The organism is Agrobacterium genomosp. 2 str. CFBP 5494, from assembly GCF_900013495.1.
GTDB classification, from domain to species: domain Bacteria; phylum Pseudomonadota; class Alphaproteobacteria; order Rhizobiales; family Rhizobiaceae; genus Agrobacterium; species Agrobacterium pusense.
In genome coordinates this window covers 494,485-517,691 of the sequence record NZ_LT009718.1, presented here as the reverse complement: position 1 = coordinate 517,691, position 23,207 = coordinate 494,485, and the positions used below count along the sequence as shown (strand labels likewise).

Annotated in this window: 22 protein-coding genes; 15 read left to right on the top strand and 7 right to left on the bottom strand. The window is 59.3% G+C overall.

Features of this window, described 5'->3' with window-relative positions; translation table 11 throughout:
• Window position 1: 1 nt before the first annotated feature.
• The 6 genes from AGR2A_RS02350 to AGR2A_RS02325 form a co-directional block, all read right to left on the bottom strand.
• The gene (locus AGR2A_RS02350) at window positions 2-1,363 is read right to left on the bottom strand and encodes a glutamine synthetase family protein (RefSeq protein ID WP_004439273.1); all 1,362 of its coding nucleotides are present in this window, start codon (window positions 1,361-1,363) and stop codon (window positions 2-4) included.
• 172 nt (window positions 1,364-1,535) lie between these two features.
• On the bottom strand, window positions 1,536-2,783 hold the full coding sequence (locus tag AGR2A_RS02345; RefSeq protein WP_072494837.1) for an NAD(P)/FAD-dependent oxidoreductase: 1,248 nt from the start codon (window positions 2,781-2,783) through the stop codon (window positions 1,536-1,538).
• Window positions 2,784-2,883: 100 nt separating this feature from the next.
• Complete coding sequence (locus AGR2A_RS02340; RefSeq protein ID WP_037089634.1) at window positions 2,884-4,524, bottom strand: ABC transporter ATP-binding protein; 1,641 nt, start codon at window positions 4,522-4,524, stop codon at window positions 2,884-2,886.
• Window positions 4,525-4,529: 5 nt separating this feature from the next.
• Window positions 4,530-5,675, bottom strand: a complete 1,146-nt coding sequence (locus tag AGR2A_RS02335; RefSeq protein WP_072493824.1) for an ABC transporter permease — start codon at window positions 5,673-5,675, stop codon at window positions 4,530-4,532.
• Window positions 5,675-6,769 carry a microcin C ABC transporter permease YejB gene (locus AGR2A_RS02330; RefSeq protein ID WP_004439268.1) on the bottom strand — a complete coding sequence of 365 codons (1,095 nt, stop codon included), beginning with the start codon at window positions 6,767-6,769 and terminating at the stop codon, window positions 5,675-5,677. Before AGR2A_RS02330 ends, AGR2A_RS02335 begins: the two co-directional genes overlap by 1 nt.
• Window positions 6,770-6,911: 142 nt before the next feature.
• Window positions 6,912-8,756, bottom strand: coding sequence for an extracellular solute-binding protein (locus AGR2A_RS02325; protein ID WP_022555405.1), 1,845 nt, complete (start codon window positions 8,754-8,756; stop codon window positions 6,912-6,914).
• A gap of 200 nt (window positions 8,757-8,956) precedes the next feature.
• On the opposite strand from AGR2A_RS02325, the gene mepA reads away from it, so the two are divergent.
• The 4 genes from mepA (at window position 8,957) to dapB (ending at window position 12,494) form a co-directional block, all read left to right on the top strand.
• On the top strand, window positions 8,957-10,012 hold the full coding sequence (gene mepA / locus AGR2A_RS02320; RefSeq protein WP_034496147.1) for a penicillin-insensitive murein endopeptidase: 1,056 nt from the start codon (window positions 8,957-8,959) through the stop codon (window positions 10,010-10,012).
• Window positions 10,013-10,111: 99 nt separating this feature from the next.
• Window positions 10,112-10,495, top strand: coding sequence for a methylglyoxal synthase (locus tag AGR2A_RS02315; protein WP_004439265.1), 384 nt, complete (start codon window positions 10,112-10,114; stop codon window positions 10,493-10,495).
• 22 nt (window positions 10,496-10,517) lie between these two features.
• On the top strand, window positions 10,518-11,540 hold the full coding sequence (locus tag AGR2A_RS02310; protein WP_035206560.1) for a glucokinase: 1,023 nt from the start codon (window positions 10,518-10,520) through the stop codon (window positions 11,538-11,540).
• A gap of 126 nt (window positions 11,541-11,666) precedes the next feature.
• Window positions 11,667-12,494 carry a 4-hydroxy-tetrahydrodipicolinate reductase gene (gene dapB, locus AGR2A_RS02305; protein WP_072493822.1) on the top strand — a complete coding sequence of 276 codons (828 nt, stop codon included), beginning with the start codon at window positions 11,667-11,669 and terminating at the stop codon, window positions 12,492-12,494.
• A 21-nt stretch (window positions 12,495-12,515) separates the two neighbouring features.
• Here dapB and phnF read toward each other — a convergent pair whose 3' ends face one another.
• Entirely contained in the window at window positions 12,516-13,253 is a 738-nt protein-coding gene (phnF, locus tag AGR2A_RS02300; RefSeq protein ID WP_004439262.1) for a phosphonate metabolism transcriptional regulator PhnF, read from the bottom strand.
• An 82-nt stretch (window positions 13,254-13,335) separates the two neighbouring features.
• Between phnF and phnG the strand changes: the two genes are divergently transcribed.
• From phnG to phnE (AGR2A_RS02245), 11 genes are all read left to right on the top strand, one after another.
• Entirely contained in the window at window positions 13,336-13,797 is a 462-nt protein-coding gene (gene phnG / locus AGR2A_RS02295; RefSeq protein WP_072493821.1) for a phosphonate C-P lyase system protein PhnG, read from the top strand.
• Window positions 13,797-14,405, top strand: coding sequence for a phosphonate C-P lyase system protein PhnH (phnH, locus tag AGR2A_RS02290; RefSeq protein WP_004439258.1), 609 nt, complete (start codon window positions 13,797-13,799; stop codon window positions 14,403-14,405). Before phnG ends, phnH begins: the two co-directional genes overlap by 1 nt.
• Before the next feature lies 1 nt (window position 14,406).
• Complete coding sequence (locus AGR2A_RS02285) at window positions 14,407-15,516, top strand: carbon-phosphorus lyase complex subunit PhnI (RefSeq protein ID WP_072493820.1); 1,110 nt, start codon at window positions 14,407-14,409, stop codon at window positions 15,514-15,516.
• Between the two features lie 133 nt (window positions 15,517-15,649).
• The gene (locus tag AGR2A_RS02280; RefSeq protein WP_004439252.1) at window positions 15,650-16,552 is read left to right on the top strand and encodes an alpha-D-ribose 1-methylphosphonate 5-phosphate C-P-lyase PhnJ; all 903 of its coding nucleotides are present in this window, start codon (window positions 15,650-15,652) and stop codon (window positions 16,550-16,552) included.
• The gene (gene phnK / locus AGR2A_RS02275) at window positions 16,549-17,325 is read left to right on the top strand and encodes a phosphonate C-P lyase system protein PhnK (RefSeq protein ID WP_072493819.1); all 777 of its coding nucleotides are present in this window, start codon (window positions 16,549-16,551) and stop codon (window positions 17,323-17,325) included. The genes AGR2A_RS02280 and phnK overlap by 4 nt, the downstream gene beginning before the upstream one ends.
• 4 nt (window positions 17,326-17,329) lie before the next feature.
• Window positions 17,330-18,037 (top strand): phosphonate C-P lyase system protein PhnL, encoded by a 708-nt coding sequence (phnL, locus tag AGR2A_RS02270; RefSeq protein ID WP_072493818.1) that lies wholly within the window; start codon window positions 17,330-17,332, stop codon window positions 18,035-18,037.
• On the top strand, window positions 18,034-18,651 hold the full coding sequence (locus AGR2A_RS02265) for a DapH/DapD/GlmU-related protein (protein ID WP_072493817.1): 618 nt from the start codon (window positions 18,034-18,036) through the stop codon (window positions 18,649-18,651). The genes phnL and AGR2A_RS02265 overlap by 4 nt, the downstream gene beginning before the upstream one ends.
• Window positions 18,652-18,866: 215 nt before the next feature.
• Complete coding sequence (gene phnC / locus AGR2A_RS02260; RefSeq protein ID WP_006699785.1) at window positions 18,867-19,727, top strand: phosphonate ABC transporter ATP-binding protein; 861 nt, start codon at window positions 18,867-18,869, stop codon at window positions 19,725-19,727.
• Window positions 19,728-19,813: 86 nt separating this feature from the next.
• Window positions 19,814-20,719 carry a phosphonate ABC transporter substrate-binding protein gene (gene phnD / locus AGR2A_RS02255; RefSeq protein ID WP_072493816.1) on the top strand — a complete coding sequence of 302 codons (906 nt, stop codon included), beginning with the start codon at window positions 19,814-19,816 and terminating at the stop codon, window positions 20,717-20,719.
• Between the two features lie 70 nt (window positions 20,720-20,789).
• Window positions 20,790-21,776 carry a phosphonate ABC transporter, permease protein PhnE gene (gene phnE / locus AGR2A_RS02250; protein ID WP_004439242.1) on the top strand — a complete coding sequence of 329 codons (987 nt, stop codon included), beginning with the start codon at window positions 20,790-20,792 and terminating at the stop codon, window positions 21,774-21,776.
• The gene (gene phnE, locus AGR2A_RS02245) at window positions 21,776-23,125 is read left to right on the top strand and encodes a phosphonate ABC transporter, permease protein PhnE (RefSeq protein ID WP_072493815.1); all 1,350 of its coding nucleotides are present in this window, start codon (window positions 21,776-21,778) and stop codon (window positions 23,123-23,125) included. The genes phnE (AGR2A_RS02250) and phnE (AGR2A_RS02245) overlap by 1 nt, the downstream gene beginning before the upstream one ends.
• The last annotated feature ends 82 nt before the right edge of the window (window positions 23,126-23,207 follow it).

Here is a 23,207-nt window from a genome sequence, read left to right as displayed (position 1 = left end):
TTCACACAGTCCTGATATAGGCGTCATATTCGACGTCGGTTACACGCAGGGAGAATTCGGAAAGCTCCTGCTGTTTGCAGGCGGAAAACAGCGTACGGTATTTTTGGCCAAGCGTCGCATAGGCGAAGCTGGACCGCGTGAAGCGTTGCAGCGCATAGTCCCAGTTGGTGGGCAGCGGCTCATGGTTGATCGCGTGACTGTCGCCGGAAATCGCGCCGCCGGGCTGGCGCTTCTCCTTCATGCCGGCGAGCGCGGCGCTCAGTATCATCGCGAGAACCAGATAGGGGTTGGTGTCGGCGCCGGCGACGCGGTGTTCGATACGCGTCGCCGCCTTGCTGGCAACAATGACGCGCACCGCTGCCGAGCGGTTATCGATACCCCAGGAGGCATAGGTCGGCGCATGTTCGCTCGGTGTGAGGCGGCGATAGGAATTGGCATGAGGTGCAAAGATCGCCATGCTCTCTCCCATGTTTTCAAGGAGGCCGCCGACCGAATGCAGCAGCGCATCCGAAGGGCCGTTTTCTCCCGCGTAGATATTCCTGCCATCCCTGTCGAGAACGGAGAAATGCACATGCATGCCATTGCCTGCCTGCAGCCCATAGGGCTTGGCCATGAAGGTGGCGTCGAGGTCATGCCGACGCGCCACTCCTTTAACGATACGCTTCAGAAAAACGGCAAAATCGGCAGCCTGCAACGCGTCAGGCACGTGATTGAGGTTGATCTCATATTGGCCGGGACCGTTTTCCCGCAGCGTCGTATCGGCAAGCACGCCCTGCGCGCGGCACGCTGTCGCGATGTCGTGGAAAACATCTTCGAAATCCTGCAACTCTGAAATCGACAGGACCTGCGTCTGGCCCGTATGCCACCGGCCCTCGCGGCTGTGCGGCGGACGCACGGGATCGAGCGCCGAACGAACGGGATCGATCAGGTAAAACTCGAGTTCAGTGGCCACGACAGGGGTCAAACCCGCTTTTTTATAAGCATTGAGAACCTGCGCCAGAACATGGCGCGGATCGCCGTAAAAACCGGTTCCATCCGGATTCTTCATGGCGAGCAAAACCTGCGCCGTCGGCCGGCCGAGCCATGTCACACGCGACAGTGTGCCGGGAACGGGAAAGCAGAAGCCGTCCGGATCACCCGTGCCCTCCGCGAGGCCCGCAGCGTGGACATCACGGCCCCAAATATCCAGCGCATAAACGGAACGGGGAATGGCCATCCCCTTTTCAAGCACGTCGATTGCCCGTTCGCGCGGAATCCATTTGCCGCGCGGCACGCCGTTGGCATCTATGACAAAGGCTTCGAGTATTTCGATATCGGGGTTATCGACGAAAAATTTCTTTGCGTTTTCAATATCATCCATCATGCACCAGCAAGCCGTTTCCATCTCTGATCATGCGCAACAATTTTCGCTAGCGAAAATCATCCTGCTGCTGATAGATGAGAAACCTCGCCACCATGATGACGTCTGCCCCTTTTCCCCTTTGCATGGGACCATGTTACGTGGCCCGCTCACAGAAGGCCAGCGGATTTCGTTCTCAGGGATTGAACCTTCCCGGGCGATACGCGTCAATCGCGATAACAGGCGTTTCGCCCAGTATCGTTTCAGCCAGAACACGACCAGTAATGGGCCCGAGCGTCAGCCCGTGATGGGCGTGGCCGAAGGCAAACCATAAAGTCCGGTGACGTGGCGCCTTGCCGATTATCGGCATCATATCCGGCGTGCAGGGCCGGGCACCCATCCACGGTTCCGCGTCCAGCCGGCCGCCAAGAGGAAAGACGGTCCGCGCCACCCGCTCCGCCCGTTCAATCTGCACGGGCGATTTCGGCGCATCGCGTTCGGCAAATTCCGCACCCGTCGTCAGCCGGATACCTTTTCGCATCGGCGCAAGGAAATATCCCCGCTCGGCATCGATCAGCCAGTTATTGAGCTTAGCGCCTTCCTGCGGCGCGTAATGCATGTGATAACCGCGCTTCACGCCGAGCGGAAAACGGTAGCCCAGTCGCTCGGTGACGGTATCCGCCCAGGGGCCTAGTGCCACGACGGCATGTTCGGCCTCGACTGCGCCGGTTTCGGTGCGCACCGTCCAACCGCTTGCCGTCTGACTGAGGGTGGACGCATCGCCCCTTGACACTCGTCCACCGAGGCTCTCGAACAGCCGGACATAAGCGAGCGTCAGCGCATGCGGATCGAGCACCGACCAGGGATCGTTCCATTTCAGGCCGTCGACGAAATCATGGCTCAGATGCGGTTCGGCAGCGGCAAGTTCCTCAGCGTCGAGTTTCGTATGGGAAATGCCATGGTCTCGCGCCAGACGTTCGGCAAAGGCAAAATCAGCGTCCCGCCGTGCGGCTGTCCGGTAGGCTTCCATCCAGCCATTCTTGACGATCAGGTCACCGGCTTTGGCCTCCTCGATCAGGATGTTGTGCTCGGATACCGAATGCTCGATCAGCGGTGCATAGGCGCGGGCAATTGCCGCATGGCGCGCGGCTGCGGAATTATACCAGTAGCGGCCCAGAAAAGGCGCGATCTTGGGCAGAGCTGAGAGATGATAACGGGCATCGATGCTGTTATTCAGGGAATAGCGCAGCAGCAGGGCGATATCCTGCGGAAAGGCATAGGGCACCACACCTTCTCTCTGGATCAACCCGGCATTGCCGAAAGAGGTTTCCTCACCCGGTCCGCGCCGGTCGACCAGCACCACCGACCTGCCCCTGCGGGCCAGCTGCAAGGCGGTGGAAACCCCGATGATCCCCGCCCCCAAAACGATCACATCCGCTGCCATGGCAATCAATCCGTCTCTGGGTCACATACCCAGCAACATGGGTCGGCATTTTCCGCGAAGCAACAGAAAAATCATTGCCTTAACAGAAACACCACGCGGCCTACTGGCTAATCGCCTTCGTTTTCACGGCCTCGATGTGGAAGGCAGCCGCCAGGAGCGCCCGGGTATAATCCTGCTGTGGACTGGCGAAGATTTCCGCCGCCGGGCCGCTCTCCACCACCTTGCCGTGACGCATGACGATCAGGTCGTTGGCAAGTGCCTTCACCACCTTCAAGTCGTGGCTGATGAAGAGATAAGCGAGTTCATGCTTTGCCTGGAGATCACGCAAGAGATCGACCACCTGCGCCTGCACACTCATGTCGAGTGCCGATGTCGGCTCGTCCAGCATGACAAAACGGGGTTTAAGCACCATGGCGCGGGCAATGGCGATGCGCTGGCGCTGGCCGCCGGAAAATTCATGCGGATATCGCCAGCGGGTGGCCGGATCGAGACCGACCTCTTCCAGCGCGGTGGCGACGCGCGTATCGCGTTCGTCGGCAGACAGCGACCGCTCATGCACCTTCAAGCCCTCGGCGACGATCTCACCCACCGACATGCGCGGGCTGAGTGAACCATAGGGGTCCTGAAACACGACCTGCAGCCGGTTCCTGAGCGGCTTCATCATCTCATAGGAATAGTGGTCGATCGACTGGCCGATGAAGCTGATACGTCCTTCAGATGCGATCAACCTGGAGAGCGCGAGACCAAGGGTTGTCTTTCCGGACCCGGATTCCCCGACCACACCCACCGTCTGGCCGGCACGCAGCGTGATATCGATACCGTCCACCGCCTTAACATGGTCGACAACGCGACGCATCAGCCCCGCCTTGATGGGAAACCAGACCTTGATATCGTCGCCCTGCATGACCACAGGCTTACTGCTGTCGGAAACCGGTGGCTCGCCCTTGGGCTCCGCCGCCAGCAGGTGGCGTGTATAGGCATGCTGCGGATCGTTGAAAACCTGTTCGACGGTCCCGGTTTCTACGATCTTCCCCTTCGTCATGACGCAGACGCGGTCGGCAAATTTACGGACGATGCCGAGGTCATGGGTGATGAACAGCATGGACATGCCGTGTTGCTTCTTCAGATCACCGAGGAGTTCAAGAATCTGGGCCTGAACCGTCACGTCCAACGCCGTCGTCGGCTCGTCGGCAATCAGCAGTTTCGGCCGGTTTGCCAGCGCCATGGCGATCATCACACGCTGTCGCTGGCCGCCGGACAATTCGTGCGGATAGGCTTTCAGGCGTTTTTCCGGTTCACGGATGCCGACCTGGCGCAGAAGCTCCAGTGTGCGTTCACGCGCCTCGCTCCCCGTGATTGCCTGATGCAGCTCAAGGATCTCTCCGATCTGACGCTCGATGGTGTGAAGCGGATTGAGCGAGGTCATCGGCTCCTGGAAGATCATGGTGATATCGTTGCCGCGCACCGCACGTAGCGAGCGCTCCGGCAATGTCAGCATGTCCTTGCCATCGAACAGGATTTTGCCCGAGGGGTGGCTTGCTGCCGGATAGGGCAGCAGTTTCAAGATGGAATTGGCTGTCACCGACTTGCCAGAGCCGGATTCGCCGACAAGGGCAACGACTTCGCCCGGCATCAGGTCAAAGGAGACGTGATCGACCGCAACACTTGTCGCGCCGCCCTGGTGGAAGGCGACGGAGAGATCGCGAACGGAGAGCAGCGGCTGGATATTTGTTTCCGTCATGGCGATCACCGGAACGTCTTGCGTGGATCGAAGGCGTCGCGAACGGCCTCGCCGATGAAAATAAGGAGCGACAGCATGATGGACATGGTGAAGAAGGCCGTGAGACCGAGCCAGGGCGCCTGAAGGTTATTCTTGCCCTGCGCGATCATCTCGCCCAGCGACGGTGAGCCCGGCGGCATACCGAAGCCGAGGAAGTCGAGCGAGGTAAGCGTGGTGATGGAGCCGGAAAGAATGAAGGGCAGGAAGGTCAGCGTCGCCACCATGGCATTGGGCAGAAGATGCCGGAACATGATCGTCCAGTTGCCGACGCCGAGCGCACGGGCGGCACGGACATATTCGAAGTTTCTGGCACGCAGGAATTCGGCACGAACGATGCCGACGAAGCCGACCCATGAAAACAGCAGCATGATCCCAAGCAACACGAAGAAGCCGGGCGGCAGAATGGCCGCAATGATGAGCAGGATGTAAAGCACCGGCATGGACGACCAGATTTCGATGAAACGCTGCAAAAGCAGGTCCGTCCAGCCGCCGAAATAGCCCTGAATTGCGCCGGCGGTGACGCCGACAATGGCGGAAGCAATGGTCAGCGTCAGGCCGAACAGCACGGAGATGCGGAAGCCGTAGATCATCCGCGCCGTGACGTCGCGGGCCTGATTGTCGGTGCCGAGCCAGTTCAGATTACCAAGCGTGCAGCCGGGATCGGCATCGCCCTGCGGATAGGCCGAGCAGCGCTCCTTTTTATCCATCAGCCAGAAAGGTGCCGTGGGCGCGGAATGCGGAATATTGGAATTGACCGTCTGGTAGGAGTAGCGGATCGGTGGCCAGATCATCCAGCCATTGGCGTTGATCTCGTCCTGAATGAAAGAGGATTTGTAGTCGGTCTGGGCCAAGAACCCGCCGAATTTCTCCTCCGGATAATCCACCATGACCGGCACCAGCAGCTCGCCCTTGTAGGAGGCGAGGATGGGTTTGTCATTGGCGATGAATTCCGCCATCAGGCTCAGGAAAAACAGGAGCAGGAACAGCCAGAATGACCAGTATCCACGGCGGTTTGCCTTGAAATTCTGCCAGCGGCGCTTGGTCGTCGGCGAAAACCACGGGCGGTTGGGATTTACCAGCGTCTCGGTTCCTGCAGGATGAGCGAGCGACATCACACGTCCCTCCGCTCGAAGTCGATACGCGGATCGATCCATGTGTAGATGAGGTCAGAGAGCAGGCCGACGACAAGGCCCATCAGCGAGAAGATGAACAGTGTGCCGAAGACAATCGGGTAATCACGGTTGACGACCGAGAGATAACCGAGCCGGCCGAGACCATCCAGCGAGAAGATATTCTCGATGAGCAGTGAGCCTGTGAAAAAGGCCGAGATGAAAGCACCCGGAAAGCCAGCGATCACGATCAGCATCGCGTTGCGGAAAACATGCCCATAAAGGACCTTGCGCTCGGTGAGACCCTTGGCGCGGGCAGTGATGACATATTGCTTCTTGATCTCGTCGATGAAGGAATTTTTGGTCAAAAGCGTCGTTGTCGCAAAGGCGGAGAGCGACAGCGCGATCAACGGCAGGGTAAGATGCCAGAAATAGTCGATGATCTTCTGCCACCAGTTCAGCTGGTCGAAATTATCAGACACCAAGCCCCGCAGCGGAAACCAGTCGAAAAACGATCCGCCGGCGAAAAGCACGATAAGCAGGATGCCGAACAGGAAACTCGGCACCGCATAACCGATGATGATGATGCCTGAGGTCCAGACATCGAAGGTCGAGCCATCGGAAACGGCCTTCTTGATGCCGAGCGGAATGGAAATCACATAGGATATGATGAGAATCCAGAAACCGAGCGAGGCCGAGACCGGCAGCTTGTCAATGATGAGATCGATGACCGACGAATTGCGGAAGAAGCTGTCGCCGAAGTCGAAGCGAATGTAATTCCACATCATTTCAAGGAACCGGGTGAGCGGCGGTTTGTCAAAACCGAACTGCTTTTCGAGCTTCTTGATCAGCTCCGGATCGAGCCCCTGCGCGCCGCGATATTTCGAACCGCTTTCATCGAAGCCGCCTGACTGTCCCATGAGATCGCCGCCGCCCGAGAGCCGGTCGGAGGCGCTGTCGCCCTGACCCGTCAGCTGCGCGACGACCTGTTCCACCGGCCCACCCGGGGCGAACTGGATGACAAGAAACGAAATGCCCATGATGCCGATGATGGTCGGGATCATCAGCGCCAGACGTCTGAGGATATAGGCGCCCATCAGCCTTTTCCCCCAGCCGTTCGGTCAGCGATTTTCGTCTCGGTCAAGCCCGGTCCTTTCCTCAAAGCGGCGTCACGCGCATTTCAAGCGATTCGTCTCGGCCTATGTGAATCAAGCCTTGATCGCGAAAGCAAGGCCGGCGTCATTTTCCGGCCTGGCTGGACCACCAGGCTTCAGGAAAACCGATGCCATATTCAGGCAGGTTTTCCGGGCGGACAATCGTGTTCCAATAGGCGATGAACAGCTCGCCGCGGTAGAATTGCGGAATGACATAGCTGTTGGCGAGCAGCACCCGGTCGAGCGCGCGGGCAGCAGCGACCTGCTCATCGCGATTGGGCGCAAAAATGACTTTGCGCACCAAAGCATCGACGGCCGGGTTCTTGATGCCGGCGAGGTTGTTCGATCCCTGACGATCAGCAGCCGCCGAACCCCAGTAATCGGCTTGCTCGTTACCCGGATTGGCCGACGTCGCCCAGAGCTTGACGATAATGTCGTAATCGAAGCTGCGGGTGCGGTTGGTGAATTGCGAGGCATCGACCGTGCGGATGGTCGCGTTGATTCCGATTTTCTTCAGACTCTGGACATAAGGAAGGATCGTTCGTTCCATGCCGGCGGAATCAATCAGGAATTCCATATCGAGTTGCTGGCCGGTCTTCGCATTGACCATACGATTGCCGCGCAGTTCATATCCCGCTTCCTTCATCAGCCTGACGGCTTCGCGCAGATTGTCGCGTTGCTTGGCCGGATCGCCCGCCACCGGATTCTTGTATTCCGTCGTGAAGACCTCAGGCGGAACCTGATCCTTGAGCTCCTGAAGCAACTCCAGTTCGCGACCCGTCGGCAGACCTGACGAAGCCAGCTCGCTGCCCATGAAGAAGCTGTTGATACGCTGGAACTGGCCGTAAGCCAGCGTGCGGTTCAGTTCCTCGAAGTCGAAGGCGTAGTTCAGTGCCTTGCGCAGTTTCGGATTCTGGAACTTTTCCCGCCGCATGTTCGGCACGAAGGCCTGCATAATGCCAACGGAACGGTAGATGTTCGGCAGCTCCTCCTTCTTCACCCGGCCGTCTTTGACGGCGGGAAAATCGTAACCCGTCACCCAACGACTGGAGGAAGCTTCACGCGAGAAATCGATCGTGCCCGATTTAAACGCCTGGAATTCCACGTCCTGATCGGCAAAAAAGGTGTAGGCGATGGTTTTAAAGTTGTTCATCCCGACATTTACGTTGACGTCCTTGCCCCAATAATCGTCACGGCGTTCATAAGTGATGGTCGATCCGGGGGCGACGGCAGCGATCTTGTAGGGGCCCGAACCCATCACAGGCTCCAGCGTGCCGCGCGATATGTCGCGCGGTTTGCCGTCCGGGCCGGTGCCCTCCCACCAGTGCTTGGGAACGATCAGCAATTGCCCGACGATCTGCGGCAATTCGCGATTGTTCTTTTCATCGAAGGTGAAGGTGATGTCCCTGTCACCGCTCACCTCCGCCTTGGTGACGTGGGTGTAATAGGTCGCAAGCTGCGGGCTCAGGTCCTTGGCCTTTTCGAAGCTGAACACGACATCCTCAGGCGTCACAGGCTTACCATCCGCCCACTTGGCCTCCTGACGCAGGCGGAACGTCGCTTTGGAGATATCGTCGGGATAGCTGACGCCTTCCGCCAGCAAACCATAGGAGGCCGACAGTTCCTCTTCCGTCGATTTCATCAGCGTATCGAAGACGAGCGAAAGGCCCGTCGCGGCCTCGCCCTTCGCCAGCAGCGGGTTCAGCGTATCGAAGGTGCCCGATGTGGAGAGGCGCAACGTGCCGCCTTTTGGTGCATTGGTGTTTACATAATCGAAATGGTCAAATCCATCGGGATGCTTCAGCTCCCCGACCGTCGAAATCCCCTTTCGCCAGACATCGCCCGACTGGGCGGAAGCCGCCGCCGGCATCAGAAGGGCGGACGCCATAAGGGCGATAAGAAGTCGGGATTTCAGTGGTGCCAATATCATCGGGTCAATGTCCCTGTTTTTGTGCCTGTTGCGGAGAGCATAAAAGAAACATTGGCAAAAAACAGATGCGCTGTCTCACAAGCTCTTTATCAGCGTCGTTATCCCGCCCTGAAGGGCAACACGAAACACGGTTTTAACAAAATCCCGTTCCAGTTTATTCTTGGGGCAAGAGAATCAACTGATCGGACGGGCACGGCTATATGACGGCGGGATCATCGAGAATTTTCAAGGCGACCATGCTGGCGATGTCGGTCGTCTCGTCGCTGCAGTTGCAGATCGAAACCGCGTCAGCCGAAGACAGGCCCGCAAAAGAAGTGTTCGGCCACATGGCGCTGCCTTCCGCCGCAGCATCCCAGCCGATCGGCTCCTATGCCAAAGGTTGCCAGTCCGGCGCAGTCGCCATGCCAACGGATGGTCCCGGTTGGCAGGCCATGCGCCTTTCGCGCAACCGGCGCTGGGGCCAGCCGCAGCTGATTTCCTTCCTTGAGCAATTTTCGCAGGACGCCCAGAAAATCGGCTGGCCGGGCCTGCTGCTCGGCGACATTTCCCAGCCGCGCGGCGGTCCGATGCTGACAGGCCATGCCTCGCACCAGATCGGCCTCGATGTAGATGTCTGGTGGCGGCCCATGCCCACGCCTCGGCTCACTGTCGAACAGCGCGAAACGGTGCCCTTTATCTCCATGCTGGACAAGAGCAAGTTTCTGACGGTTGACGACCGCAAGTGGTCGCCGCTGAACGCACGGCTGGTGATGATGGCGGCAAGTTACCCGCAGGTGGAGCGTGTTTTCGTCAACCCGGCGATCAAGCAGAAGCTCTGCCAGACCTGGACCGGCGATCGCACCTTCATGGGCAAGATCAGGCCGATCTACGGCCATGACGAGCATTTCCACATCCGTCTCGAATGCCCGCCCGGCGCGCCGAACTGCAAGCCGCAGGCCGCCGTCGGCAAGGGCGATGGCTGCGACAAGTCTCTTGCCTGGTGGTTCACCAAGGAGCCATGGGCGCCGCCGAAAAAGGACCCTAATGCCAAGCCGGTGAAACCGCGTCCCGTCATGGTTTCCGACCTGCCCGCTGCCTGCGCCGCCGTGGCCGCCGCTCCTTCCGCCAACCCCGAGGGGATTGCTGCCCAGGCTTATTCAACTTCGCCGACCCAGGCCGTGCGCCAGCAAAGCGTGGAACAGGTCATTCAGGCGGCCCCCGCCCTGCAGCCGCCTTCGGATATTCCACTTCCGACCCAGCGCCCGACATTGAACTGAAACAGAAATGAGGCATTCAACAGCTTCCCTTTTCAAATGGCGGCAAGCTGTTATAGAAGGCTTCAAATCGATTTAATTCTACGGGGACGGGCTGGGACCATGGAAGGACAACGCTGTATCGCGCTCATCGCTCACGACGAGAAAAAGGACGATATGGCGGATTTCGCCCGTCATCACCAGAAGGCGCTTGCCAATTTCAAGATTGTCGCAACCGGCACCACCGGTGGACGGGTGCAGGAAGCCTGCCCCGGGCTTGAAGTCATTCGCCTCAAAAGCGGCCCTCTCGGCGGCGACCAGCAGATCGGCGCGATGATCGCCACTGGCCAAGTGGACATGCTGATCTTCTTTACCGATCCACTGACGGCAATGCCGCATGATGTCGACGTGAAGGCTTTGACGAGGCTTGCCACGGTCTATGATATTCCCATGGCGCTCAACCGCGCCACCGCAGAAAATCTCATCGACTTCCACGTCGCCAACTGACCCTCCCACCATGGAACAGGCAATGCCGAAGACGTCCGATACCGAATATCTGTCCTTTCCAATCCTTCTTGGCGACATCGGCGGCACCAATGCCCGCTTTTCCATCCTGATCGATTCCTTTGCGGAGCCCGTGCACCTCACGACGGTGAAGACGGCGGAATACCCAACCATTGACGACGCCATCCAGCAGGCTGTTCTGGACAAGACCTCGCTTCAGCCCGTCTCGACCATTCTTGCCATTGCCGGCCCGATCGAAGGTGACGAGATACCGCTCACCAACTGCCATTGGGTCGTCAAGCCGAAGGGAATGCTCGCCAATCTCGGCCTGAAGGACGTCATCGTCATCAATGACTTCGAGGCGCAGGCGCTCGCGATTGCGGCTCTGGATGACAACAACCGCGACGCCATCGGCTCCGGCAAAAAAGACGTGCTGGCCTCTCGCGTCGTTCTTGGACCGGGCACGGGACTTGGTGTGGCCGGTCTGGTTTATGCGCGCCATATGTGGTTTCCGGTTCCGGGCGAAGGCGGCCATATCGATATCGGCCCGAGAAGCGCGCGTGACTACGCGGTTTTCCCGCATATCGAAACCATCGAAGGTCGCGTCGCAGGCGAACAGATTCTGTGCGGGCGCGGGCTGGTCAATCTTTACCGCGCCGTCTGCAAGGCCGATGGCATCGAAGCCGTCTTTTCCGATCCGGCCGATATTACCGCGCAGGGGCTCACGGGCGAGAATGCACAGGCCAAAGAAACGCTTTCGCTTTTCAGCACCTATCTCGGCCGCGTGGCGGGCGACCTCGCGCTAATCTTCATGGCCAAGGGCGGCGTTTATCTCGCGGGCGGCATTTCGCAGAAGATCATTCCGGCGCTCAAGAGCCCGGAATTCCGGACCGCCTTTGAAGACAAGGCGCCGCACAGCGCGCTGATGCGGACCATCCCCACCTTCGTCGTCACCCACCCGCAGGCGGCCCTTTCCGGCCTCGCCACCTATGCGAGAACACCTTCCGATTTCGGCCTGGCGCTGGACGGGCGGCGCTGGAGGGTCTGATTGCCCGAACCGTTACGACGTGATGCTTGCGAAGCGGGCGGACGGTCTTTAACGTCAATGCGGAACACATCAAACATCCGATACCGGCGGGTTCCGATCCGCCCGACATGAGAAGTGAGTGACAGCATGGGCAGCAGCGGCATGAAACTGGTGGTGGTCGGCGCGGCGGGCCGCATGGGACAGGCGTTGATCCGCCTCATTCACCAGACGCCGGGCGTTCAGCTGCATGCTGCGGTCGCGCGCGAGGGTTCGGCCTTTGTCGGCCGCGATGCCGGGGAGATTGCCGGTCTCGGCCCCATCGGCGTCGAAATCACCAGCGATCCGCTGCAGGCATTTCTCTACGCCGAAGGGGTGATCGACTTCACTTCACCGGCAACCAGCGTCACCTTTGCCGGTCTCGCTGCCCAGGCCCGCATCGTGCATGTCATCGGCACCACGGGCTGCGCGCCGGAAGATGAGGAAAAATTCAAGGCAGCGTCGCGCCATGCCCGCATCGTCAAGTCGGGCAATATGAGCCTCGGTGTCAACCTGCTCAGCGTCTTGACGCACCAGGCAGCGCAGGCGCTGGATGCGCAGAACTGGGATATTGAAATCCTGGAAATGCACCACAAGCACAAGGTGGATGCACCTTCCGGCACAGCGCTGCTGCTGGGCGAAGCCGCCGCCGCCGGCCGCCAGGTCGATCTTTCCACGTCATCCGTTCGTGTGCGTGACGGCCATACCGGGGCGCGTGAGACCGGAACCATCGGCTTTGCCACACTGCGCGGTGGTTCGGTGATCGGTGAACATTCTGTCATCTTCGCCGGCGAAGGCGAGCGCGTCGAACTTTCCCATTACGCCGGCGACCGCTCCATCTTCGCGCGCGGCGCAATCACGGCAGCGGTCTGGGCCTTCGACAAGAAGCCCGGTTTCTATTCGATGCTGGATGTGCTGGGGTTGTCGCAGGCGGAATAGTCTTCCACCTCGATTTTGACCTTAGTTTTCCACCGTGAATTCGACCGTATCGGCCGAGAAGCGGCTGATGGCGTATTGCACCGGCACGCCGTCCATATCTGCGTTCAGCGCCTGTGTTATCAGCAGGATGGCGCCTGGTGACAATTCGAGATCGGCGAGATCGCGCGTATCCGCGTGACTAGCGGAAATGACGGTCGAAATGCGCACGTAGTCAGCCACGCCAAGCATCTTGAACGCAGCCGTAATGGAGCCGCTTTTCTGATAAGCCTCTCCTATTCCGGCAAAACGGTCGGCGGGAAACCACGTGGTCGAGCGAGAGACCGGGCGAGTATCCGCCTTTCGGAGCGTTTCGAGACGTATGAGCGGCGTACCCAGCGGCAATTGCAGTCGCGCCGCCAGATCGGCATTGGCCGGCTCGGTGATGTGGGAAAGCAGCAGCGCCTCCATTTCCTTTACCTGATCGCCGATGCCAGCCGTAAAGCGCGTGCGTAGCGATATCGGAAAGCTCAAACGCTCCTTGCGGGCGATGATCGTGCCGCGTCCCTGCATCGGCTCGAGTATGCCCTCGCTCGCCAGTGCGGCAATGGCACTCCGGACCGTATGGCGGTTGACGCCGAATTTTTGCGCCAATGTCATTTCTGGCGGTAACATTCCGGTTTCGTCGTGATCACCAGCGGCGATTTCGCCTCTGATCCGGTCGGCGATCTGCCGCCAGAGCGCCACTCCATTCTTTCTTTTCATCGTTGCCGAAGGGCTCATGTCACACGCTTGTCATTCATCGCCATTACTTATAGCTTATATTGTATAGTTGTCTATATCAATAGACATTAGAGGTCAAGCAATGACAAACGCTACGGCAGACATACACGCAGGCAGAAAAAGAGCGGCAGCGCTTCTTGCCCGCGCCACGGTTCAGGAACTTGAAACGGCCTGGAACCGCCAGGGGGAGAATCCCAAAACGGAAACCGTACGCGGGCCGGAAACCGGCTTGGTCATGGTCAAAGGCCGGATCGGCGGTGGCGGCGCCCCTTTCAACCTCGGTGAAACGACAGTCACCCGGGCGACGATCAAGCTGGCCTCCGGCACCGTGGGTCATGCGCATGTTCTTGGCTCCGGTCGCAAAAAAGCCTGGTACGCCGCCGTTTTCGATGCGCTCTGGCAGGAAGGCCCGACACGGGATTTCATCGAGACCGAGCTTCTCTCGCCTCTCGAAAAAAGGCTGACCGCAGAGAAAGAGCGGACAATGAAAGAGACTGCCGCCACACGGGTCGATTTCTTTACCATGGTTCGAGGAGAAGATTGATGGGTGTCAAGGCCGAAGCACTGACGGGCGGTTTCTCCGACGCCGTCTTTGATTCCCAACGGGTTTTCAAAAAATTGATGGACGGCATGGCCCGTCCGGGCACCACACAGGCGGTCGAAACAGCAGTTTTTCCGCCGCTGCCGCTTGCCGCGGCGACCGGAGCGGTTCTGCTGGCGCTCTGTGACCATGACACTCCGGTCTGGCTGAGCAGCGCACTGCGAAAAACTGCTGTCCCCGGCTGGATCGGTTTTCACACTGGCGCAGCTGCGACAGAAGAAAAGGGCACGGCACATTTCGCGGTCTTCGAGGCCGGCAGCGCCATTTCGTCCTTCGGTCTCTTCGCTCTGGGAAGCCAGGAATATCCCGACCGTTCCACCACGCTCATCATCGAGTTGCCTGATCTGGATGGCGGTCGGGAATTGCAGCTTTCCGGCCCTGGCATCCGCCACGTCAACGTGATCAGTCCTTCCGGTCTGCCCGACATATTCCCGAGGCTCTGGGCGGAGAACAACGCCTTCTTCCCGCGCGGCGTCGACGTGATCCTGACGGCTGGCGATAAATTCGTCTGCCTGCCGCGCACGACGCGCATCAAACTCGTGGAGTCATAAGATGTACGTTGCTGTCAAAGGCGGTGAAACCGCCATCGCCAATGCCCACCGGCTTCTGGCCGACAAGCGGCGCGGAGACCGGGACCTGCCTGCCATGACGGTCGCGCAGATCGTTTCACAGCTTTCGCTCGCTGTCGACAGGGTAATGGCGGAAGCGTCTCTCTACGATCAGTCGCTCGCGGCCCTTGCCATCAAGCAGGCGCGCGGCGACATGATCGAAGCCATCTTTTTGCTGCGTGCCTACCGCACCACGCTGCCGCGCTTCGGTTACTCGGTACCGGTGGACACAGCTGATATGACGGTGAAGCGGCGCGTTTCCGCGACTTACAAGGACCTGCCGGGCGGACAATTGCTGGGGCCGACCTTCGATTATACCCACCGCCTGCTCGACCCCTCTCTTCTCGAAGACCAAACGGTCGAAGCAGCAACCCAGCGGGATAGCGAGCCCGAACATGTCATGCGCGTTTCCGATATTCTCGCCCAGGAAGGGCTGATCGAAAGCGATGGCGAGTTGCCGGACGACCATATTGCCGGTGACCTGACGCGGGAACCGATGGAATTCCCGATGTCGCGCGATCTGCGCCTGCAATCACTGGCACGCGGCGATGAGGGTTTTCTTCTGGCGCTCGCTTACTCCACGCAGCGCGGCTACGGCCGGACACATCCTTTTGTCGGCGAGATTCGCATTGGCGAAGTTGAAATCCAGCTAGACGTGGCGGAACTTGGCTTCGCGGTCTCATTGGGCGATATCCAGGTTACCGAATGCCAGATGGTGAACCAGTTCAAGGGTTCGTCCAAGGCCCCTCCGCAATTCACGCGAGGTTATGGCTTGGTGTTCGGTCAGCACGAGCGCAAGGCGATGGCGATGTCGCTGGTCGACCGTGCACTACGCGCCGGGGAATTCGGCGAAGATGTCGTCGCGCCGGCGCAGGACGAAGAATTTGTCATCTCACACGCCGACAACGTGCAGGCAACGGGCTTCGTCGAACATCTGAAACTGCCGCATTACGTGGATTTCCAGGCGGAACTCGGGCTCGTCCGAAAAATGCGTGCTGATTTCGAAGCGACGAACGCGACTGGCGCGGAATGGATGGGCGATGCGGCCGAATGACTCAGCGGCTGTGCTGCTCGCCGAACCAGTAAGCACAAAAGACGGTCGTTGCTGCAAAGACAGCAAAGAACACGGCTACAAGAATTCCAATCTCCATGAGCTTGTACTCCTTTTTTCACAAGGCTAACGCGCAATGCTTGAAGAAGTTTCATTTGACGACGGACTGGCTGCCTACAACTTCGCCTATCTGGACGAACAGACCAAGCGGATGATCCGCCGGGCAATCCTGAAAGCCATCGCGATTCCGGGTTATCAGGTTCCCTTCGCTTCCCGTGAAATGCCCATGCCCTATGGCTGGGGCACGGGCGGTGTGCAATTGACAGCCTCCATTCTTGGCCCCGACGACGTGCTGAAGGTAATTGACCAGGGCGCCGATGACACGACCAATGCGGTTTCCATCCGCGCCTTCTTCCAGAAGGTGTCGAATGTTGCCGTCACGACCCGAACGAAGGATGCCACCATCATCCAGACGCGGCACCGCATTCCGGAAGAGGAACTGCATTCCGGCCAGGTGCTTGTCTATCAGGTACCCATTCCCGAGCCGTTGCGTTTCCTCGAGCCGCGCGAGACCGAAACGCGCGTCATGCACGCGCTGGAGGAATATGGCCTGATGCACGTCAAGCTCTATGAGGACATTGCCCGCAACGGCCGCATCTCCACCACCTACGCCTATCCGGTGAAGGTGGCCGGGCGTTATGTGATGGATCCATCGCCAACCCCGAAATTCGACAACCCGAAAATGCACATGTCGGACGCGTTGCAGCTGTTCGGCGCCGGGCGCGAGAAGCGCATCTATGCCGTACCGCCCTACACCGACGTCGTCAGCCTCGATTTCGAGGATCATCCTTTTGAAATCCAGCGCTTCGACAAGCCCTGCGCGCTGTGCGGCGCAGAAAATGTCTATCTGGATGAAGTGGTGCTGGATGACAGAGGCGGACGGATGTTCGTCTGCTCCGATACCGATCATTGCGAGGACCGCCGCGCCCATGGCCACAAGGGCCATATGCTGGCGGATGTGAAGGAGGCCGCAGAATGAGCGACTCACCGCTTCTCAAAGTCCGTGACGTTTCAAAATATTACGGTGACCGAGCCGGTTGCCGCAATGTCTCTTTCGAACTTTATCCAGGTGAAGTTCTCGCCATAGTCGGTGAATCCGGTTCCGGCAAAACCACGCTCCTCAACTGCATTTCCACCCGGCTGATGCCAACGGCAGGCAGCGTGGAATATCGCATGCGCGACGGCTCTATGCGCGATCTCTACCATATGGGTGAGGCCGAACGGCGTTTCCTGATGCGCACCGACTGGGGCTTCGTGCATCAGAACCCGGCAGACGGGTTGCGAATGGCGGTTTCGGCCGGTGCAAACGTCGGCGAGCGGCTGATGGCAGTTGGCAACCGGCATTACGGGAATATCAGGCAATCTGCCAGCGAATGGCTGGAGAGGGTGGAAATCGGCACCGACCGTATCGATGATCAGCCGCGCGCCTTCTCAGGCGGCATGCGCCAGCGTTTGCAGATCGCCCGCAATCTCGTCACCTCGCCGCGCCTGGTTTTCATGGATGAGCCAACGGGTGGTCTCGATGTGTCCGTGCAGGCGCGTCTGCTTGATCTTGTGCGTGGCCTCGTCAACGATCTCGGCCTCGCCGTCGTCGTCGTCACCCACGACCTCGCGGTAGCCCGACTGCTGTCTCACCGCATGATGGTGATGAAGGGCGGCGACGTCATCGAGCACGGCCTGACCGACCGGGTGCTGGACGATCCGCGCGAGCCCTATACGCAATTGCTTGTTTCCTCCATCTTGCAGGTTTGACGCCATGCCGACGCCTCTCATCGTTTCGGAAGTCTTCAAAAGCTTCACCATGCATCTTCGCGACGGCATCGAACTGCCTGTCGTCCGCGATGTCAATTTCTCTGTCTGCAGCGGCGAATGCGTCGTGCTCGGCGGGCCCTCCGGCATCGGCAAGAGCTCGATCCTGAAGATGCTCTATGGCAACTATGCCATAGACAGCGGACAGATTCTGATCCGCCATGAGGGTGAAGTTGTCGACATCGGCAGCGCTTCCCCTCGCACGATCCTCGACATTCGCCATCGCACCATCGGTTATGTCAGCCAATTCCTGCGCACGGTACCCCGCGTCGCCGCCATAGACGTTGTTGCCGAACCGCTTCTGGCGCGCAGGATTGCCACTGAAGAGGCACGTGAGCAGGCGGCCGTTCTGCTTTCGAAACTTAACCTGCCGCGCGAATTGTGGTCGTTGCCGCCCGCCACTTTCTCAGGTGGTGAACAACAGCGCGTCAACATCGCCCGCGGCTTCATCACCGATCATGCGATCCTGCTGCTCGACGAGCCAACCGCTTCGCTTGATGCCACCAACCGGCGTGTCGTCGTCGAGATGATCAGGGAGAAAAAGGAAAAGGGCACGGCACTGCTCGGCATCTTTCATGATGAAGAAGTGCGGGAAGCCGTGGCCGACCGCATTCTCGACGTTTCGCAGTTTTCTCCGCGGAAGGCTGCAGCATGAGTGTGAAGGTCGGCCTTGAGCCCGTCATCCACGAAACCGCCCGCGTCACCAACAGCGCGATCGGCCGCTACACCGAAATTTCGGAGCGTTGCCGCATCGAGGAGGTCGAGATGGGCGACTATTCCTATGTCATGCAGGACGGCGCCATCTGGTGCGCGACCATCGGCAAATTCGTCAACATCGCTGCCTCCGTCCGCATCAATGCCACCAATCACCCCATGCAGCGGGCGACCTTGCATCATTTCACCTATCGCGCGCGCAATTACTGGGACGATGCGGAAGACGAGACCGATTTTTTTGCCGCTCGCCGCGCCAGACGCGTGGCGATCGGTCACGATGTTTGGATCGGCCACGGCGCCACCATCCTGCCTGGTGTCGCCGTTGGAAACGGCGCGGTGATCGGAGCAGGTGCTGTCGTCTCGAGGGACGTAGCGCCCTACACCATCGTGGGAGGTGTACCCGCAAGACTGATCCGGGAGCGTTTCCCCGCAGAACTGGGCCGGCAGATGGATGACCTCGGCTGGTGGGATTGGGATCACAGAAGACTGCGCGACGCGCTCGATGATTTTCGCAGCATGTCGGCCGAGGATTTCATCAGAAAATATCGCGGCTGAAACATTACAGACCTGATCGACCCCGGGAAGTTCCCGGGGTTTGCTTTTTCAGTTTGGTATCCCGAAGACGCGGCGGGCCGGTTCCCAGACATTCGCCGGCAAACATGCGGCCGTAACACATGAGCTCTTTGTAATATTTTCTTCATCAAACTGACATTCGCACTTCACGCACCGCTGTTACGCCGAACCCCGTCAAAAGAAGATTGGACGGGGAAATGAGCTTTCACCTGAAGCAAGTCACGCGCCGTTTCGGCAATCACACTGCGGTCGATTCCGTGAATGTCGAAATTCCGCAGGGCCAGATGGTCGGCGTGATTGGACGTTCGGGCGCCGGCAAGTCGACGCTGCTGCGCATGATCAACCGCCTCGTCGATCCGTCCTCGGGTTCCATTTATTTCAATGACACGGAAGTCTCGTCGCTGAAGGGGGCTGCACTGCGCAACTGGCAGCGCGACTGCGCCATGATCTTCCAGCAATTCAATCTTGTTCCGCGCCTCGACGTGCTCACTAATGTCATGCTTGGACGCCTCAACCACCGTTCCACGGCATTGAGCCTCTTTAACATCTTCACACATGAAGAGCGCCTGATGGCCATCGCCGCGCTGGAGCGGCTTGGCATCGAGCATGTGGCCATGCAGGCGGCCGGTACGCTTTCCGGCGGTCAGCAGCAGCGCGTCGCCATAGCCCGCGCCCTGATGCAGTCTCCGAAGATGGTCCTTGCCGACGAGCCGATCGCCTCTCTCGACCCGCTGAACGCCAAGATCGTGATGGACGCGCTGCGCGACATCAATGAGCGTGAAGGCATCACCGTCATTACCAACCTGCACACGCTGGATACCGCGCGCAACTATTGCGAACGCATCATCGGCATGTCTCAGGGCCGCGTCGTTTTCGACGGAACGCCCGCCGAACTGACGGCCGCAGCCGTTACCGAGATTTACGGAACCGATTCTCAGGGATCCGGCATCGACGAGACCATGACCTCGACCAGCATCAATATTCCCGGCGCGCAGCTTGCCGCGCGTCCGGTGCAGCAATCTGCCGGTCCCGAACCGCTCGCTCTCGCCGGGCTCTGAGGGAACCGCCCAGCATCGTTTGCGCCCGCGTCAAGGGCCGATGGTTCACAACAAACTCCGGCTTGCCGGGAAACAGGAGAAAGTCCATGTTGAAGAAAATCCTTCTTTCGGCAGTCGCCCTTGGCGTTCTGGCCGGTTCCGCCATGGCCCAGGACGTCAAGGTCCTGCGCATCGGTCTCGACGGTTCCGAAAACGAAGCGGACCAGATCCGCAACACGAAGTGCGTAGCCGACGGCCTGAAGGCCGCGACCGGCGTTTCCGAAGTTCAGATCTTCCCATCGCCGGACTATAACGGCGTCATCCAGGGTCTGCTCGGCGGCACCATCGACATCGCCTCCATGGGCGCTTCTTCCTACGCCAAGATCGCCCTGGCCGATCCGAAGGCCGTTGATCCGATTCTGACCACCGCCGGCGCTGACGGCTCGACCGGTTACTACACGATCATGGTTGCCCGCAAGGACAGCGGCATCAAGACGCTGGCTGATGCCAAGGGCAAGAAGATCGGCTTCGCGGACCCGGATTCCACTTCCGGCTTCCTCGTTCCGAACGTCGCTATTCCGAAGGAAACCGGCGTTCCGGTCAAGGAATACTTCTCCGAAACCGGCTTTGGCGGCGGCCATGAGAACCTCGTTCTCGCCGTTCTCGACAAGAAGTTCGATGTCGGCACCACCTTTGGTTCGGGCGTGGGCAAGTGGGAAGAAGGCTACACGGCCGGCAACCTCTACCAGATGGTCAAGAAGGGCAACCTTGACATGGACGATATCGTCGAAGTCTGGAAGTCGCCACTGATCCCGAACGGCCCGCTGATGGTCACCAACAAGCTCGGCGACGCGATGAAGCAGAAGGTCGAAAACTTCTTCATGGAACTGCCGAAGAAGAACCTCGCCTGCTTCCAGGGCTTCACCCAGGGCAAGAACACCGCCTACATCAAGGTCGACCCGTCTTTCTACCAGACGATCATCGACGCCCGTAAGTCGGTTATCGGCGGCTGATCCTCAGATCATATCCGGAAGCGGCGGTGCCTTGCGGCGCCGCCGCTTTTGCAAATAAAGGAAAAGCGGCATGGCGACCACACTGCACCATGGTACCTTCTCGCCAGAAGGATTGAGCGCATCGTCCCAGACGGTCATGCGTCATTATCAACAGCAGCTTGCGACTCGGCGAATCTATACCGTCATTTCGCTCGTGATCTTTCTCGTCATCCTTGCCGCCTCCCTGAATTTCGCCAATGCGGCCAATTCAGGCAAATTTTTCGAGCGCCTGCCCTATTTCTTCGATTTCATGAAGACCTTCGTACCCGATAGTCCGCTGGAAATCTTCCGGGCCATGTTCGACCTGCCGTCGCCCTATGCGGACGGTTCGCTGAAATACAACTATGTCGCGGATCGCGTTTACATCACCAGCGGTTTCTACATCCCGCACTTCATCTACCAGCTGATCATCACGCTCAATATTGCGCTGGTCTCGACGATCATCGGCACCGGCTTCGCCTTCGTGCTCTGCTTCTTCGCCTCCACCAATCTCGTTGGCGCCGGCCTTGTGCGCTGGTTGGTGCGCCGGGTGATGGAAGTGCTGCGCGCCTTTCCTGAAATCGTCGTCGCCGGGCTTTTGACAGCCATTCTGTCGATCGGTCCGATCGCGGCGATCATCGCAATCTCGGTCCATACCATCGGCGCTCTCGGCAAGCTCTTCTTCGAAGTGGTGGAAAATGCCGACATGAAGCCGGATGAAGGCCTTCGCGCCGCCGGTGCCAACTGGCTGGAGCGGGTGCGTTTCGCCATCGTGCCGCAGGTGCTGCCAAATTTCGTTTCTTATGCGCTGTTGCGCGCCGAAATCAACGTGCGCGCCTCCACCATCATCGGCGCCGTGGGCGGCGGCGGCATCGGCGAAGTGTTCCGGCTCTCCATCGGCAATGATCATGCGTCGAAGACCTATGCCATCATCATTCTGCTGCTGATCACCATCATCGCCGTCGATCAGTTTTCCGGCTGGCTGCGCCGCAGGCTGATCGGCCATCAATCCTTCGAATTCGGACGGGGAGCGGCCTGATGTCTTCCAGCTTCATTCTCAACACTGCCGAGCGCGAGAGGCTGACGGCTGCGCATCCTGAGGTATTCAACCGCAGTTTCATGCAGCGATATGGTCTGCTTGTCGGACTTCTTGCCGTCACCGCCTACCTCGTCGGCTGCTTTTTCCTCTTCAATGTTGGTCCGGCTTTCATGCAGGGCCGATGGGATCGCGCCTCCAGCTACATCCAGGACTGGTATTCCTGGCGCGCCCAACCGCGCCTCCGTTTCGAAGCCGGCAAGGTTGAACCGCAATGGTCGAGCCGCGGTCAATATCCGGTCGATGCGAAGATCGACTGGCTGCAACCCCTGCCCGATGGCGGTTACAGCGTTGTTTATGCGGGTTCGGACAACCGCCTCGATGTGACGCCAACCCGCGTGGATGTCTATGTCGACGGCAAGAACTATCCCGTCATGATCAACGACGACGGCGCTGTTGCACCACAGGGGCTGCCTGCCGAAATCCAGCAGGACGGCAAGAAGGTGCTGGTGCATTACGGCTTTGCCGGTCAGGCGGAAATCCGCACCAGTCAGGTTTATGTGCAGCGGCGTTTCGTTGGATGGGCGAACTTCCTGTTCGATACGAAATCGGAATTCTGGGGCAAGGGTTATGGCGAGCTTGCCGCTCTCGCTCTCTGGGGAGAGAGGCTCGATCCCGCGCGCTCCAATCTCAGCCATATGGTCGATGATTTTCTCGACAACAGTGTCTGGCAACACGCCGACATCCTGTCCAAGCTGATGCAAACGCTGGTCATGGCTTTCGTGGGTACGCTTTTCGGCACCGTCGTTGCCCTGCCGCTCGCCTTTATCGCCGCACGCAACATCACCGCGAACAGGGCGGCGAACTGGGGCATGAAGCGCCTTTTCGATTTTCTGCGCTCGATCGACATGCTCATCTGGGCACTGTTCTTCACCCGCAGCTTCGGCCCGGGACCGATCCCCGGCATTGCCGCGATCTTCTTCACCGATACCGGCGCGCTCGGAAAGGTCTATGCCGAGGCGCTGGAGAATGTCGACGACAAGCAGCGCGAGGGTGTCAAATCGGTCGGCGCCTCCCCGATTGCCGTCAATCGCTTCGGCGTGCTGCCACAGGTTCTGCCGGTGTTCATTTCACAGTCACTCTATTTCTGGGAGAGCAACACCCGGTCCGCCACCATCATCGGTGCGGTGGGAGCCGGGGGTATCGGCCTGAAACTGCTGGAAGCGATGGGCACCAATGCCGACTGGGACAAGGTGGCCTATATGGTCCTGCTGATCCTGTTCGTCGTTTTCCTGTTCGACCACATTTCTAACTCGCTGCGTTCGCGTCTGATCGGAAAAACGCATCATTAAACCCGGCAAGGCGGGACTTCACGTGACGCCGCAAGCGTTCGTCATCCCGCCCCGCACATCAGGAGAAGCGACTGATCCTTTC